General features: G+C 49.1%; 12 protein-coding genes. 5 read left to right on the top strand and 7 right to left on the bottom strand.

Features of this window, described 5'->3' with window-relative positions:
* Positions 1 to 2: 2 nt before the first annotated feature.
* The 5 genes from ACJJI6_RS11000 to purM all read right to left on the bottom strand — a co-directional run bounded on the left by ACJJI6_RS11000 (position 3) and on the right by purM (position 5,442).
* On the bottom strand, positions 3 to 776 hold the full coding sequence (locus ACJJI6_RS11000) for a type IV pili methyl-accepting chemotaxis transducer N-terminal domain-containing protein (protein WP_475713399.1): 774 nt from the start codon (positions 774 to 776) through the stop codon (positions 3 to 5).
* 506 nt (positions 777 to 1,282) lie between these two features.
* The gene (locus ACJJI6_RS10995) at positions 1,283 to 2,686 is read right to left on the bottom strand and encodes an OmpP1/FadL family transporter (RefSeq protein ID WP_444927016.1); all 1,404 of its coding nucleotides are present in this window, start codon (positions 2,684 to 2,686) and stop codon (positions 1,283 to 1,285) included.
* A gap of 244 nt (positions 2,687 to 2,930) precedes the next feature.
* A complete protein-coding gene (locus tag ACJJI6_RS10990; protein ID WP_282931679.1) occupies positions 2,931 to 3,635 on the bottom strand; it encodes a DUF3108 domain-containing protein in 705 nt (234 codons plus the stop codon).
* 101 nt (positions 3,636 to 3,736) lie between these two features.
* Complete coding sequence (gene purN / locus ACJJI6_RS10985; RefSeq protein WP_475713398.1) at positions 3,737 to 4,381, bottom strand: phosphoribosylglycinamide formyltransferase; 645 nt, start codon at positions 4,379 to 4,381, stop codon at positions 3,737 to 3,739.
* Complete coding sequence (gene purM / locus ACJJI6_RS10980; RefSeq protein ID WP_475713397.1) at positions 4,381 to 5,442, bottom strand: phosphoribosylformylglycinamidine cyclo-ligase; 1,062 nt, start codon at positions 5,440 to 5,442, stop codon at positions 4,381 to 4,383. Before purM ends, purN begins: the two co-directional genes overlap by 1 nt.
* Positions 5,443 to 5,719: 277 nt before the next feature.
* On the opposite strand from purM, the gene ACJJI6_RS10975 reads away from it, so the two are divergent.
* From ACJJI6_RS10975 to ACJJI6_RS10955, 5 genes are all read left to right on the top strand, one after another.
* Positions 5,720 to 6,817: a DUF2066 domain-containing protein gene (locus ACJJI6_RS10975; RefSeq protein WP_475713396.1), complete on the top strand. Its 1,098-nt coding sequence runs from the start codon at positions 5,720 to 5,722 to the stop codon at positions 6,815 to 6,817.
* A 1-nt stretch (position 6,818) separates the two neighbouring features.
* Complete coding sequence (gene hda / locus ACJJI6_RS10970; protein WP_282931683.1) at positions 6,819 to 7,532, top strand: DnaA regulatory inactivator Hda; 714 nt, start codon at positions 6,819 to 6,821, stop codon at positions 7,530 to 7,532.
* A gap of 275 nt (positions 7,533 to 7,807) precedes the next feature.
* Positions 7,808 to 8,740: a universal stress protein gene (locus ACJJI6_RS10965; protein ID WP_413664792.1), complete on the top strand. Its 933-nt coding sequence runs from the start codon at positions 7,808 to 7,810 to the stop codon at positions 8,738 to 8,740.
* Positions 8,741 to 8,867: 127 nt separating this feature from the next.
* Positions 8,868 to 10,685: a DUF885 domain-containing protein gene (locus ACJJI6_RS10960; RefSeq protein WP_475713395.1), complete on the top strand. Its 1,818-nt coding sequence runs from the start codon at positions 8,868 to 8,870 to the stop codon at positions 10,683 to 10,685.
* Between the two features lie 179 nt (positions 10,686 to 10,864).
* Entirely contained in the window at positions 10,865 to 11,266 is a 402-nt protein-coding gene (locus tag ACJJI6_RS10955; protein WP_475713394.1) for a cupin domain-containing protein, read from the top strand.
* Between the two features lie 217 nt (positions 11,267 to 11,483).
* On the opposite strand, the gene ACJJI6_RS10950 is transcribed toward ACJJI6_RS10955, so the two are convergent.
* Entirely contained in the window at positions 11,484 to 13,370 is a 1,887-nt protein-coding gene (locus ACJJI6_RS10950) for a DUF885 domain-containing protein (RefSeq protein WP_444912366.1), read from the bottom strand.
* Positions 13,371 to 13,798: 428 nt separating this feature from the next.
* Positions 13,799 to 15,673 carry a DUF885 domain-containing protein gene (locus ACJJI6_RS10945; protein ID WP_475713393.1) on the bottom strand — a complete coding sequence of 625 codons (1,875 nt, stop codon included), beginning with the start codon at positions 15,671 to 15,673 and terminating at the stop codon, positions 13,799 to 13,801.
* Positions 15,674 to 15,833: the final 160 nt, after the last annotated feature.

Raw genomic sequence — 15,833 nt, 5'->3', positions numbered from 1 at the left:
CCCTACTCCCCTGAATTTAATAACTCAGCATATTGTTCAGTAACGATGTTCATATTGCGTAGCATCAGATCAGTGGTGCCGGTGATTACCTGTATCTGGCGTTTTTCAGATATTTTCATATCTCCCTCAAACCCCCGGCTGGCATAACTCAGGTGATCTTTTGCCTTGCGCAGGTTGTCATTGATCTCTGGTGTATTGAGGGGGCTTTCCAATAGTTGGTTCAGTCGGTTGGAGTATTCGGAGAGATCTTCCTGCAACCCGGTTTCGGCATCATCCAAGGATACTTCCCAAAGTTTAGCAGCGTAGTTCTTGGCGATTCTCTGGGAGAGCATACGCTGGCGGCCGGCGATATTAATGAGCTCGGCGCTGTTGTGATTGGCGACTTGTTGGAGTTGGACCACATAGGTGTGGGCAGCAGAAAGAAGGGAGTTGCTGCGCTGAAATAATTCGCTGGCGCTTTGTTTATTGACGGGTTGTGAGGCGACAGACTCAAACGCTTTCCATTCTCTTTCAACTTTAACAAGTTGATCCCTGATCTTTTCTGCGCCATGAAAATTATTTAGTTTCTCGTGATTCTTTTTAAATTCGTGAATTGATCGGGCAAATACCTTTTCGTGGCGCTCTGCATCCGGTTGAATGCCGCGCAAGATGTAAGTCTGGGTGATGCGTTGGGATAGCATTCTTTGTCGACCAGCCGTATTGATGGCATCCCCCATAGAGAAGGCTGCGACATCCAGGCTTAAAATTAACAAGATAAATACTGCTGACAACTTCATGATTTTACTCTTGTAGTTTGACTTACTTCACAATTTAAGTGGGTTTGATGTTTGCAATGCATGCGTGAGCCCTCTCGGTTAATGAGAGGTCGCAGAGGTATTACGGAGTTATTCAGAGATCCTTGAGTAACAGTGATGTGAGCTTATAGGGGCTGCTTTCTGAATAAGGCGATTTTGAACAATATTGATAAGTTAAACAAATAAGCTCCGAATTCCATTGATTGAGCAAAAATAAATAATTTAAATACGTTGTTAGGAAATATGATTTTGCAAACTCATCTGGTTTTAGGATTTGACGTTCCTTATATCAAATTTAAAGATGGAGATATCTAACCCTTTTTTTCAGTGTTAACGCTTTGGTGGTATTTGGATTGGGGATGAGGGGGAGTTTTCTGGGGAGTGGATTGTTGTGGGGTTAATGGAGGCTTAGGTGAGGAGGATAATAGCTGGAAATAAAAAAGGCCCTACCAGAGGTAGAGCCTTCTTTTCATCAGATCTAAGGTGACTTAGAACTGGTAATTCAGAGCCAAGCTGAACAGGTAAGCTTCGGTTTTGGTGGTGCCACCATCGAAGTAGGTAATCAGGGAGTCGTTAATGTTGTTAGCTTCCTGGATAACTTCGTCATCACCCCAGATGTAGGCGAAAGCGCCATCAACAGTGAGTTTGTCAGTTAGTGAGTAGGTGCCGCCAACAGTCAGCCACTGGCGATCAGTGTCGGGAATAGACAGGGTACGCCAGGTAATCGGAAGGTCTTCGTCTACCAGTTCTGAGAGTTCTTCGGTTTCATGGCGGTTCAAGCCGTCGCGGGCAGCGCCTTGATCGTAAGCGTAACCAAAGCGGAAGGTCCACTCGTCATTGCGGTAGTATTCACCACCGATACTGAAACGAGAGCCGCTTTGGAAGTTTTCTTCTTTCAGCAGAAGCGGGTTGTAGTCTTCACCAGCGGAGGGGATAAAGGCTTCGAGGCGCTCGAAACGGTCCCAGTTGGTCCACATGTAGCCTACTGCCACACCCCAGTTATTGTTGAAGCGGTGGTAGAAGCCCAGTTCCAGGGTGTCAGGCAGGTTCAGGGTCAGGTTGCCGGAAGTATCGTCAAATGAATCCAGCGGGCTCGGAGCGATGTCGGAGCTTACTTCACCCTTAATTTTGGGGTCGTACTTAGCGTGGTAAGAAATACCTGCGCGAGTGTTGTCGCTGATGCGCCACAGGCCGCCGATGGTCCAGCTCAGATCCCAGGCATCCCCTTTTACGTCCAACACGGTGGCGCCGGAGGGGTTAAATCCAAAGGCGGGTGCTACAACGTCACCGATCAGGAAGTCATCGGGGAAGGTGGTGTTCAGTTCTGCATCAACGTAGAAAATATTCGCTGCCAGGCCAATGCTGAATTGATCGTTAAAATCGTAAGCAACAGATGGCTGGATGTTTACAGTCAGCAGAGAGGTTTTGTTAGCGATCGTAGTTGCGGGGAAGTTATCCGGGAAATCAGTTTCCAGGCCAAAGTCGGTGTACATGGCCAGGCCCCAGGACCACTCATCATTGATGGGGGCGGCCAGGTAGCCGTTGGGGATTACTGCGCTGGTGGCGTAGTCTTTGGCGCTCGCGGGAGTTTCGAATCCCAGGTAGCCAGTTTCCTCACTGCCGACATAGTAGGTGACATCACCATCAACATCGATTTCGGGATCAACGTAAGTCGCACCAAGAGAAATGGTGTAAGTATTGAATAGAGCTGAACCGGCTGGGTTGCGCGCCAGAATTGCAGCGTTGTCGCCGATAGTGTTTTCGGCAGCAAATGCGCGGCCAAGGCCTGTTGCACTGGTTTCCTGCAAGTAGAAACCTGCAGCCATAGCGCCTTGGGAAACGGAGCTGATAGCTGCGGCCAGAACTGCGTGTCGCAGGTATTTTTTATTCATGAGAACCCATCTCTAAGTCTGCTGATTACTGAAAGCCATAAACAGGTTGGAAAAAACTCTGCCATGGCAGGAAGGCCTTTAGACTTATATAAGTACCTTCCACTTCCGTAGCAAATCCCTTACTAAAAAGTCTAGCAATACGTCATTGCCCTAGTGAGGGAGAGGAGTGACTTTATAAAGACAATGGGGACAAAAATCTATCCAAGTCGACGGATTTTTTTTCATCAGTCGAAAATGTGGCCATTTATTGGCTGGCAGCGACTTTTTCGCCGTTGATGGATAAATTTGTCAGGTTGATTTGATACCTTTTGCCATTTTCTTCTCTTTGGATAAGTTTCACCAAAGCGTAGTTCCATTGCGGTGCGATCCAGACAGTTGTCTCTCTTCCTGAGTCTTTATCTCTCACTCGAGCGACTTTAATTGTCTCCACCGGACCCAGAGGTGTTTTTAGGGTTTCAGTGCCAACTTGACTGAATTTGTAGTCGCGAATTTTTTTGCCGTCGGCAACTTTGTATTGAAGGTCTGTTTTTCCAGCGGCGACATCGAGTGCCAGTTGGATTTGATAGCTCACCTTGTCAAGAATATTGGGTGGGGCGTCTTTGAGATCCCGCTCCGGATTATGGACGTTAAAGATCATACCTTTTGACGGTTCGAAATTAAGCACCGTGGCGCGATTTCGACCAAGGCCTTTGCGGCGATATTCGTAATGTTGGGGGGTGATATGGCCATCCTGGCTGGTAAAGCGAGAGTACTCTTTAATGCTGGCAAAAAGGGCGCTGCTATCGAAGTCCAGGCGCCAGTTGCCGTCCTGTCCGGACAATTCCCGAGTGGCGGTAATGCTGATCCCATTAAATCGGGCGGCGTAGGTGGCTTTGAAAGGTTCCAGCTCAGCAGCAATTGCCTGGCCGGTAATTAAAAAAAGAAACAGAGAGGTAGCAAAAAGGCGCACTGTGATATCCCACAAAAAACTGAACCCTTTTGAATACTAGCTGGCGAGGCGCGCAAAGTACATTGAAGGACTTTCACCCCGCCAGCTATCAAGGGCTGGTTTTATGCGGAAACCTGAACCCCGTGGTGAGGTAGTAATTCACCATCCAGCTGAACTCGATCATCCGCCATTTGCAGGCGCTGTTGAGCAAACCAGGTAACCGCCATGGGGTAAATGATGTGCTCTTGAACCTGCACTCGCTTTGCCAGTAGCTCAGGAGTGTCTCCCTCCTTAATAGGAACAATGGCCTGGACGATAGGTGGCCCGCCATCGAGTTCCTCGGTGACAAAATGCACGGTTACGCCGTGTTCTTTATCCCCGGCTTCCAGTGCCCGCTTATGGGTATGCAGGCCCTGGTACTTCGGCAGTAAGGAGGGGTGAATGTTGATTAGGCGGCCGTTGTAGTGGCGCACAAAGTCGGGTGTCAAAATACGCATAAACCCAGCCAGTACAACCAAATCTGGTTTGCACTTGTCGATCTCTTCGATCAAGGCGTGATCGAAGGTTTCTCTGCTGGAGAAATCCCGGTGATCCACCACAGAGGTGGGAACGCCTGCCTGTTCTGCGCGAGTCAGACCATAGGCATCTGCCTTATTGCTGACAACTGCAGTCACGGAAAAAGGCGCGTCCTCTAGTGTGGCGGCATCCAGCAGAGCCTGCAGGTTGCTGCCACTACCGGAGATTAATACGGCAACTCTACAAGACATTACAGCCCCGCCAGCTCTACTGCTTCCGCCCCGTCTTTGGCATCTTCGATAGTGCCAACGATAAAGGCGTCTTCGCCCATTTGCTTGAGAGCGGATAGTGCCGACTCGGATTGCTCAGCAGGCACACAAATAACCATGCCAACACCGCAGTTAAACGTGCGGTACATTTCGCGGCTATCGATATTGCCTGCATCACGCAGCCAGTTAAATACAGGAGGCATTTCCCAACTGGTGACATCAATACGTGCGCTGCAGCCTTCGGGCAGTACGCGGGGCAGGTTTTCCAGTAAGCCGCCGCCAGTGATATGGCTTAGCGCATTCACCTGGAAGGTCTTCATTAATTGCAGCAGGTTTTTAACGTAAATACGGGTCGGGGCCATCAACGCTTTGGCCAGGGTTTCACCGCCGATGTCCTGCTGGAGATCGGCACCGCTGACTTCTAGAACCTTGCGGATCAGGGAGTAGCCATTGGAGTGGGGGCCACTGGAGGCCAGGCCGATCAATACGTCGCCAGCTTTAACTTTGCTGCCGTCGATGATTTCAGATTTTTCTACGACACCGGTGCAGAAGCCTGCCAGGTCATAATCGTCGCCTTCGTACATGCCGGGCATTTCGGCGGTCTCGCCGCCGACCAGTGCGCAGCCTGACAGCTCACAGCCTTTGCCAATGCCGGTAACTACTTCTGCAGCAATATCGACATTGAGTTTGCCGGTTGCGTAATAGTCGAGGAAGAAGAGGGGTTCAGCTCCTGCTACGATCAAGTCATTCACACACATGGCGACAAGATCGATACCGATGCTGTCGTGAATGCCCAAGTCCATTGCCAGGCGTAACTTGGTACCTACACCGTCGGTGCCGGAAACCAAAACCGGCTCTTTATAGCCGCTTGGAAGTTCACACAGGGCGCCGAATCCGCCCAGTCCGCCCATTACCTCGGGGCGGGATGTGCGTTTGGCGACATTTTTGATGCGCTCTACCAGTGCATTACCTGCGTCGATATCGACACCGGCATCTTTATAAGAGAGGGATGTTTGCGTAGATTGCGGCTTGGAATCGCTCATGATTCTTCCTGCGGTGGGTATTCGAAGGGCGCGTATTCTATCTGGGTCTTGCCTCGGGAGCCACGCCCAGACGGCATCTCGAAGGGGGATTTCGGCATTTTCTCACCATTTGAACTGTGAAATCACTCCGATAGTGAGAACTCGGGGCTGAGAGAAACGTCTGACGCTGATACAATAGCCGCAATTTTTAGTCCGCCCTAAAATCTGGCGTCTTGCACATCAATAATAATTTCTGCAAGCTCAGGGGCGGAAAATAAGAGGTTTGGAGAGAAGTCCTATGCACAAGCTGCTCCGGCAGGGATTGGTGTTGCAGTTGCTGGCTCTGATCATCAGTGTTCTAGCCCTACCGGTCCAAGCTCGAGTCATCTCGGATTTGTACGAAGTTGTCGAGGCTGTGTCGAGTCGCGGAGCCACGGATCGTGCAGCAGCCGGAAGTCGCGGCCTGGAACGGGTGTTCGTACGTGTTACGGGAGATGCCGCTGTCGGTAGTAACCCAAATGTGCAGCCGATATTAAAGAATGCACAGCAGTTTGTTCAGGGGTATCGCTATACCCGCGAGGACAATCAGCTCTACTTGCACCTTTCCTTTGATCCCCAAGCGATCTCCCGGCAAGTTAATCAAATGAACTTGCCCATGTGGCCAAATAATCGCCCCGGCACTTTGGTGTGGCTTGCAGTAGATACCTTGCAAGAGGGCCGCAGTGCTTTGAGTGAAGAAGCGACCCCGGAGCTCTTCTCTGTACTCGAGGCAATGGCTATCGAGCGCGGTGTCCCCCTGGATTTCCCGGTAATGGATCTCAATGACCAGCGCAATATGCCTTTGGGAGCTCTCTGGGCCCAGGATGAGCAGGCAGCTGAGAAGGCGGGCTTTCGCTATAGCCCCGATGCCACTTTGATGGGCCGGGTGCTTCAAGCTTCAGGCCATCGCTGGCAGGCAGACTGGTTGCTAATTCACGGCGGTCGCAGCTATGCCTTCGATACTGCCGGAGGTTCGCTGGAAGAGGTCTCTCTGCGCGGCGTTAACCAACTGGCCAATATTCTTGCGCAGCGCTACGCGGTGTCCCCGAATGGCCAGGACAATCAGTTGGGTGCGGTGATTGTTGAGTTGTCTGGTATCGACAGTTTTGCTGATTATGCCAAGGCATCTGGTTATCTACAGGGGTTGGCACAGGTCAGCAGTGCTAACCTGCTCTCTGTTGAAGGGGACCGAATGCGCCTGGCACTGGTCACTTCAGCAGGGTTGAGCAATTTGCGTGATACCCTGGCTCTAAACCATAAATTGCGAGCACAAGCGGACGGAGACGCCATTAACCTGAATGGATACCGTTCACCCTTGGGCAGCGCTGAGAATCCGTTGCGCTATCACTGGGATTGAGATGAGTATTCCGCAACAATTGCCGCTGGGGGTATCCCTGCGGGATGACGCCACTTTTGATAACTTCTACCTGTCGGATTCAGATCCAAATCGACAGGTAGTTGCCCTGCTGCAGTCTTTTGCCAGTGGCGAGAATCCCGAGTCTGTAATTTACATTTGGGGTGAGGCGGGTAGTGGTATTAGCCACTTGCTTCAGTCTGCTTGTCAGTGCGCAGAGGCCAATGGTCGCTCTTTCCATTATCTCCCTCTCGCAGACCTAATGAACATGGACCCGGCTGTTATTCTCGACGGACTCGAACGCCTGGACCTTGTTTGTATAGATGACGTTCATTTGTTGGAGGGGCAGCCCGAGTGGCAGACCGCTATTTTCCATCTCTATAACCGAGTTAAGGATGGCGGCAGGCAGTTATTGATGGGGGCTCGCAAGTCACCCCGCGGTATGGATATTGCCCTGGCTGATTTGCAGTCACGCCTGCACTGGTCCCTGGTGTTCCAGCTCAAAACCCTGAATGACAGCGATAAAGTTGCCGCCCTGCGCCGTCGCAGCCGTCTGCGCGGTTTTGACCTGCCGGAAGATGTGGCCCAGTACATATTGCACCGCGCCCCGAGGGATACTCGAGCACTCTTTCTGTGTCTGGAGGAGCTGGACCGGGCTTCACTTATGGCTAAGCGTAAAATCACCATTCCTTTTGTTAAGCAGGTTTTGGATATCTGACCCCAGAATTGGGCCCTGGCCGACCTGCTTTAGCCTCCTAAATTCATTTGGGCTCCTCTATCTTGTGTTTTGGCGACGCTTGACGCTTTTTCCGTCTATTATGGTTGGTGTTCACTCACTTCACCTTCCCCTATCTACACCTGCGCCATCTCCTTCACCTGTGTATTTCCGTGTGAAATCTGCTCTGCTCACGATACCAATTTGAGGCAGCGAGTGGGTTTATGGGGAGTCTTGCCCCTGTTTGCTCCCAAATGTCTCTGGTTGAGGGCAGCGTTATGCCAAACATTCATAAAATCCTGTATGTCAGCCATGCTGCTGAGGATGAAAGCAGTGGACTCATGCAGGCTTTTGCAGTGGCGCGCAATCATCAGGCGGAGATAAAGGTTTTACTGGTCTGCCCGAAGGTGCCGGAAGGGTTTGAGGAGTTTAGTCGGCTCTGTGTGAGGACAATGCTTGATAGGGTCAGGAGTGAAATTGAGTCGGCCCGCGTACATATGGAGTTATCGGCGGAAAGGACCAATTTGGAGATTGAGTCAGATTGTGGTGCCCGACCTGCCGAGCGGGTGATCCGCCGGGTATTGGCTGAGGGCTATGACCTGGTGATCAAGAATGTTGAGGGGCGCAGCCAGCTTAAGGGCTTCAAGGCAATGGATATGGATCTGCTGCGAAAGTGTCCCTGCCCGGTATGGCTGTGCCGCCCAATCAAGGAGCATCGCAACAAGATTCAGGTGGCTGTAGCTCTCGACCCTGAATGCGAGGATGGCAGCACTTATGACTTGGCGATCCGGTTGCTGCGCTGGTCGAGAGTACTCGCTGACAGTTGCAGTGGGGTGTTGAATGTTATTTCCTGTTGGGACTTCGATATCGATGAATACTTGCGGCGCCATTTTCCCCTGAGCGCTTCTGAGGAAGAGTTGGATGAGGCCACTGAATCAGCGCGGGCCCAACACCGATCAAAGCTCGATGTATTGATACGTGCATCCGGAATTGAGGGGGAAATACGTATTCACCATGTGGTTGCCCATCCAGATAACTTTATTCCATTGCTGATTGATGAAGAAGGTCTCGACTTGCTGGTTATGGGCACTGTTGGACGGGCGGGTATTCCCGGTTTCATTATGGGGAATACTGCAGAGAATATATTGCAGAAGGTCAGTTGCTCCCTGCTGGCTCTGAAGCCCAGTGACTTTGTATCGCCGATAAAATAGTTGTGAATTATGGGTCTAATTCAGCTTGGCCCCTGCGCTGATCGCTCTATCGGAATTCTCTGCTGCGGGAGTTGAGGTGATCCTGATCCCGGGACAAAATTACAGCTAAGAATTCGGGAGAAATATAATGATTAAGACTATTGCCAAATGGTTTGGCGGCTTATTTTTTGTGGGGGTTTTGGCAGTTTCTGCTTTTGCTATTAATGCAGTTTATTTCAAGCCTTGGTCTATAGATGTATTTTTTGAACGTGTCTTTATAAAAATCGGCAGTAGCAGTCCGGAAATCCTTTCACAAATTAGAATTTTGGAACAATTTGGAATTGATGGACACAATGCGCATCTCGATGATTTGTCTGAAGAAGAGCAGTTGCGTGTTATTGAAATGATGAAGAGCGAGCTGACGGTATTGCGCAGCTATGATCGCGACAGTTTGGAAGGGCAACAGGCCATTTCCTATGATGTGTTAGAGCATCTTCTCAGTATAAAGACAGAAGTTGAACGCTGGAGACACCATGATTACCCGCTTAACCAAATGTCGGGTGAGCAGAATAGGTTGCCGGAGTTTCTCGCTGAAGTGCATCAGATCAACAATGTAAAAGAAGCTGATTATTACTTGTCTCGTCTGGGAGAGGTTGGACGTAAGTTTGACCAATTGCTGGATGGCCTGAAGATAAGGGAAGAGAAAGATATCCTGCCCCCGCGTTTCGTTGTCGATAGTGTTTTAGAGGAAATGCAGGGTTTTATCGCCGCGCCGGTAAAAGAAAATATACTTTATACCTCATTACTGGAGCGACTTAACAAAATTGAAAAGCTGGATAAACAGGAGCGGGAACGTATTCTCAGCCAAGCTGAGGTACTGATTGGTACAGAAGTTTACGCCGCGTATCAAGGGCTAATCGATTATTTCAGTACTCTCCGGTTAAAAGTTGGAGAGAATAATGGTGTTTGGGCATTGCCGGATGGGGATGCCTACTATGCCTATCAAGTACGCAACTTTACCAGTACAGATATTGCACCGGAGGAACTCCATCGTATTGGATTGGAAGAGGTCGCAAGAATTGAAACGGAAATGAATGAAATTTTTTCATCCGTTGGTAGAACCAGTGGCACTATTAGCGAACGTTTCTCTGCACTGAATAATGATCCCCAGTTTCTTTATGAGGATTCAGATTTAGGGCGGGAGAAAATTATTGCCGATTACCAGGTAATGATTGATGAAATTGATGCAGGCCTGGGTGACTATTTTGATTTAAAACCCAAAATGGGTGTTGAGGTGCGTCGAGTCCCAGAGTTTAAAGAGCAAGGTTCTGCGGGAGCCTACTACAACCCTCCGGCTATGGACGGGTCTCGCCCCGGTGTATTTTATGCAAACTTGCGGGATGTTCATGAAACCAAAAAGTTTGGAATGCGTACCTTGGCTTACCATGAAGCGGTGCCTGGGCATCACTTCCAATTGGCAATAGCGCAAGAACTAAAAGGTGTGCCGACTTTCCGTAAAATGGGGCTGTTTAATGCTTACTCGGAAGGGTGGGCACTGTACTCCGAGAAGCTTGCTAAAGAAGCCGGTTTCCAGGAAAACCCCTATGATGATTTGGGTCGGTTGCAGGCGGAAATGTTCCGGGCTGTGCGGTTGGTTGTGGATACTGGAATGCACTATAAGCGCTGGAGTCGCGAGCAAGCGATTGAGTATATGCTGGAAAAGACCGGTATGACTGAGTCCGAAGTCACCACCGAGATCGAGCGATATATGGTTTGGCCCGGTCAGGCACTGGCCTACAAAACCGGTATGCTGAAGATTCTTGAGTTGCGTGAACGCGCTAAAGAAGCGCTTGGTAGCCAGTTTGATATCCGCCAGTTCCACAATGTAGTTCTCACCAATGGCGCTTTGCCATTGGCAGTGTTGGAGCAGCAGGTAGATCAGTGGATAGCAACCAACAAGAGTTAGGATTCACTTTTGCAGAGTATTCGGCTATAGGATCGTCAAAAGAGTAACTTGCTTGGGACCCTATGAGGCATGGATGCCGATTAGGAGCTTACAGGGATGTATTCACAGCGTGTCTCGAGTGCGGTGTATTCTTTCCTTCCACCCCAGTAGTAAGAGTAGTACTTGTAAGGGGGTGGTAAGTGCCGAAGTCAAAAGCTATTACGATAGATGATGGGTTTTCTAGAGTTAAATTTCTAAAAGGAAGAACTCCCGAAACAACGGATGAGGAAGCTAAAGATGCATTTGCCTTATTGTCCGAGTATAGGGATGGTGGAATATACGTAGCCCACTATTCAGGGAATAGCGAGTGGGAAAGACACACCAATGGAGATGAGTTTGTTCAAGTTATAGGTGGGGAAACAGCTCTAATTCTTCTCGTTAACGGTGATGAGAAGCGGAACGAATTATCAGCCGGGCAAATATTGGTTATACCAAAAGGTATCTGGCACCGATTTGAAACACCTGGCGAAGTAAAAGTTATGACTATCACCCCGCAGCCAACTGAGCACAGTATCACTAAGCCATGCGATATTAAGAAATAGGATCATTCTACATGCTGCAGCGGTTTGCAGTACAAGAGTGCGTGCTGTTAGCTGGGGCTTTCAACCTTGAGCTATAGGGTTCTAAAAATGCAGGTAAACCAAGTATATCGCTTGTCCTCGTGTATATTTGGCTCTCGAATTGTTAGGTGTTCACTAATAGCTCAAACAAAAAAGGCCACAGATAGTGGCCTTTTTTAATTCTGTTTTAACCTTTTAGTTATACTTTTGGAGTTCTGGTGTTTGCTATCCACTCGTCAATAATTTCCTCCAGGGCATCCAGTGGTACTGGGCCGTTGGCCAGAACTGCATTGTGGAATTGGCGAATATCAAACTTTTCTCCCAGTTCTTTTTTGGCTTTCTCGCGGAGCTGTAAAATTTTGAGCATGCCAATTTTGTAGGCTGTTGCCTGGCCGGGTAATACGATATAGCGCTCGACTGCTTTAATCACATCCCCCTCAGGATTAGGGGTGTTTTCCATCAGGTATTGTATGGCTTGTTCTCGGGTCCACTTCTTGGTGTGAATTCCGGTATCGACTACAAGGCGTCCTGCTCGCCACAACTCCATGGCGAGGCGCCCAAAATCTGAGTAGGGGTCTTGGTAGAGTCCCATCTCTTTTGGCACCATTTCAGAGTAAAGGCCCCAACCCTCGGTATAGGCGGTATAGTGACCATATTTGCGGAATTTAGGGATATCCTGTAATTCCTGGGTGATAGAGAGCTGCATATGGTGGCCGGGGATACCCTCGTGGTATGCCAGTGCTTCCATCTGGTAACTGGGCATATCGTCCATGTTGTAGAGGTTGGCATAGTAGATGCCTGGGCGTGATCCGTCGGCAGCAGGTTGCAGGTAAAAAGCTTTACCGGCAGATTTCTCCCGGAATGGTTCTACCGCTCTCACATCGAGGTCCGCTCTAGGTTTGGTGATAAATAACTCGTCCAGCCTACCCTTCATGGTATCGATAATGGTAGTAGCCTTCTCAAGATATGCAGCTTTCCCCTGTTCAGTGGTCGGGTAATAAAATTGCTGGTCGGTGCGCATAAATTCGAAGAAGTTTTTCAACTTACCTTCGAATTTTACTTTACGCATAATTTCACGCATCTCATCATGGATGCGAGTCACTTCTTCAAGGCCAATCCTATGAATTTCTTCGGCTGTCATATCGGTAGATGTGTAAAAGCCGAGGCGAAAATTATAAAAGTCACTGCCATCTGCCAGTTTCCAGGCGCCATCATCAGTAGTTGCGCGTATCTCAAGCTCTTGCAGGTAGTCGATTAGGGTTTTATAGGCGGGGCCAGTGTTGTCTTTTAGTGCTGTTTTAGCTTTATCTATTAAGGACTTTTTCTGCTCTTTACTGATATCGAGACTTTCTACTTTTTCCTTAAAGTCAGCAAATAGAGGGCTGTCCTTTTTTCTGTCAAAAGGAGCACCAGTAATTAGGTTTTGTGCATCTCCAATAACATAGGGGAAAACGAATTTTGGGATAGTGGTGCCAGCTTTGGCGTTTTCTTCCAGTTGGTCTTGCAGCTGTGCGAAATACTGGGGAATTCTATTTAAGCGGGAAATATAAGCTTCGGCATCCCTGATGTTATCGATACGGTGCTGGCTGATAAGTGTTGAAGCGGCGCCGGTATGGGTGGCGAACATTTGGTTGACTGGATAATTATGATTTCGCCACTTATAGGCTTCGATTTCTTGTTGCAAAGTGCGTTTTGCCAGTCGAAGATTAAGTTGGGTAGGTCGATCCAATATAGCGGGATCAATTTTATTCAGCTCGGATAATTGACGCTTATTAATTTCATGGGTTTCTTGCGCAAACTCAGGAGTTAGATCATTCCATTTGCCGTACTCCTCTTTCAGACCCAAGAATGTTTTGAATTCAGGGCTGCGGTCTAGATGCTCCTGGAAGAACTTATCGAATAGCAAATTGACCTTCTTGCTGGCCTCACTCATTTCTTTGCTGACTTTCGGGGGAGGTGACTGATTAAGTGCACTTTCCTCTAAGGGGGCAATCTTATGTGCATCTGCATTGTTGGTACTATCGTTGCAGCCCGTGAGGATGAGTGAGCTTACTGCCGCTGCAATCAGAGTTACTTTTAACTTCATGAGTACAATCCTTGCGTTCAAAGAGTAGCTCTTACTTTTTTATCATTATTTTTGCAGTTAATGGACTTTTTTATGTAAAAGCATCCCATTATTTGGTTTTGTGGATATAAACTCAGCAGAAAATAAGAGCGGTGCACTTTTTTGGTATGGGGAATACTGGGTATGTTTTATTTTGGTGCTTTTATACGACAGTGGCGGCTAAGGTGAGCTGAAAATAGGGGGGGGTGAAATAAGACCACAGTGCCAATCATGCTGGGAGCTGGTGATTGCTTAATAAGAAGTCCGGAGTGTCATTCCGGACTTCCCTGTAAAACAATAAATGCCGTATTGTAAAAACTATACAGAATTTTTACTTCTGCAATGCTCTACTGACGATAAGAAAAAGACAGACAAGTAGTTATCAGGTACTTATCTGTCGCTTCTATTATTTATTGTTGGGTTTTTACTTTTGCAACCCACTCATTAACCAGTTCTTCCAGTACATCCAAGGGGACTGGGCCACTGGCCAGGATAGTGTCGTGGAAGCCGCGAACATCAAACTGATCACCCAGTTCTGTTTTGGCTTTTTCACGCAGCTCGACAATTTTCAGCATACCGATTTTGTATGCGGTCGCTTGGCCAGGCATGACGATATAGCGTTCGATCGCTTTAACCACATCGCCTTTCGGGTTCGGGGTGTTCTCTACGAGGTAGTCGATCGCTTGCTCGCGGGTCCATTTCTTGGCGTGAAGGCCGGTGTCTACCACCAATCGGCCAGCGCGCCACAGTTCCATAGCCAGGCGTCCAAAGTCAGAGTAGGGGTCCTCATAGAAGCCCAATTCCTTGGGTACCAACTCGGAGTAGAGACCCCAGCCTTCGGTATAAGCAGTGTAACCACCGTATTTACGGAACTTGGGAATATCCTGTAATTCCTGAGCGATAGAAAGCTGCATATGGTGGCCGGGGATACCTTCGTGGTAGGCCAATGCTTCCATCTGGTAAGACGGCATATCGTTCATATTGTACAGGTTGGCGTAGTAGATACCTGGGCGCGAACCATCGGGAGCCGGGCGCTGGTAGAAGGCCTTACCCGCAGATTTTTCGCGGAAGGCCTCTACGGCTCTTACATCGAGATCGGCTTTGGGCTTGGTGATAAACAGTTCATCCAGGCGGCCCTTCATGGTGTCGATAATTGCGGTGGCCTTTTCCAGGTATTCCGCTTTACCTTCCTCAGTGGTGGGGTAGTAGAACTGCTTGTCGGTGCGCATGAACTCGAAGAATTCCTGCAAGTTACCTTCGAACTTCACTTTGCGCATAATCTCGCGCATTTCGTCGTGAATACGGGCAACTTCCTTAAGACCGGTTTGGTGGATCTCATCGGCAGTCATATCCGTAGTGGTGTAAACACCGAGGCGGAATTTATAGAACTCTTCGCCGTCTGCCAGTTTCCAGGCGCCGTCGTCAGTGTTGGCTTTTTTCTCAAGCTCTTGCAGGTAGCTGATTAATTTTTCGTAAGCGGGGCCGGCGCTTGCAGTCAGGGCCTGGCTGGCTTTATTGACCAGTGATTTCTTTTGATCTTCACTGATTTCCAGCTTTTCTACTTTGTCTTTAAAGTCTGCAAACAGTGGGCTGTCTTTTTCACCGTTAAAAGGTGCACCGGTGATCAGGTTGCGGGAATCGCTAATAACGTAAGGGAATACAAACTTAGGTACGATTGTGCCGACTGCAGCATTGGCTTTCAGTTGTTCTTCCAACTGGGAGAAATACTTGGGCATGCCGTTCAAGCGGGCGATATAGGCTTCTGCATCGCTGACATCATCAATACGGTGCTGGCTGATCAACAGTGTGGCGGCGCTGGTATGGGTGGCATACATCTGGTTAACAGGGTAGCCGTGGTTACGCCACTTGTAGCCATCAATATCCTGTTGCCAGTTGCGTTTTGCCAGGCGCAGGCTCAGGCGGGTAGCGTCATCCAAGGTGGAAGGATCAATTTTATTCAGTTCCGCCAGCTGACGCTTGTCGAGCTCCAGGGTTTCCTTGGCAAATTCTGGGGAGAGGTTATCCCACTTATCGTAGTCTTCTTTTTTACCCAGGAAAGTTTTGGTCTCTGGACTGCGGGCGAGGTGCTCCTGGAAGAAGTCCTCGAACATCTGGTTTACGCGTTTGACTGCGGCTGGGTCCACTTTTCCTGCGACTTCTTGAGTCGCCGTGCTTTCCGTGGCTGTGGCGGTTGCACTCTGCTCGGCTGTGTTCGGGGCGCGGTCACAGCCGCTGATTACCAGCGCGCTTATGGCGGCTGCGATCAGGGTTGGTTTCAACTTCATGAGCATATTCCCAGTGTTCGGTTCTTCGTTGCTAATTTGTGCCACTCCAGTGGCATTCTTTAGGTTGATTGCCTAAATCCCCCACACTTTATGCGGGATGTGTAGTGCAGATCAGCAGGTATTGTGCTGACTGGAGCAGCATTTGGCCAGTAGTGGGGAG

Source organism: Microbulbifer maximicatervae (SeqCode) (assembly GCF_056232625.1).
Note: the sequence above shows the minus strand (reverse complement) of the source record. Positions and strands in the feature narration are given on the sequence as shown.

Bases quoted from the DNA above. Each gene is read 5' to 3' on its own strand.
- ACJJI6_RS11000 (WP_475713399.1), bottom strand. From the start codon at position 776: ATGAAGTTGTCAGCAGTATTTATCTTGTTAATTTTAAGCCTGGATGTC.
- ACJJI6_RS10995 (WP_444927016.1), bottom strand. From the start codon at position 2,686: ATGAATAAAAAATACCTGCGACACGCAGTTCTGGCCGCAGCTATCAGC.
- purN (WP_475713398.1), bottom strand. From the start codon at position 4,381: ATGTCTTGTAGAGTTGCCGTATTAATCTCCGGTAGTGGCAGCAACCTG.
- purM (WP_475713397.1), bottom strand. From the start codon at position 5,442: ATGAGCGATTCCAAGCCGCAATCTACGCAAACATCCCTCTCTTATAAA.
- ACJJI6_RS10975 (WP_475713396.1), top strand. From the start codon at position 5,720: ATGCACAAGCTGCTCCGGCAGGGATTGGTGTTGCAGTTGCTGGCTCTG.
- hda (WP_282931683.1), top strand. From the start codon at position 6,819: ATGAGTATTCCGCAACAATTGCCGCTGGGGGTATCCCTGCGGGATGAC.
- ACJJI6_RS10965 (WP_413664792.1), top strand. From the start codon at position 7,808: ATGCCAAACATTCATAAAATCCTGTATGTCAGCCATGCTGCTGAGGAT.
- ACJJI6_RS10960 (WP_475713395.1), top strand. From the start codon at position 8,868: ATGATTAAGACTATTGCCAAATGGTTTGGCGGCTTATTTTTTGTGGGG.
- ACJJI6_RS10950 (WP_444912366.1), bottom strand. From the start codon at position 13,370: ATGAAGTTAAAAGTAACTCTGATTGCAGCGGCAGTAAGCTCACTCATC.
- ACJJI6_RS10945 (WP_475713393.1), bottom strand. From the start codon at position 15,673: ATGAAGTTGAAACCAACCCTGATCGCAGCCGCCATAAGCGCGCTGGTA.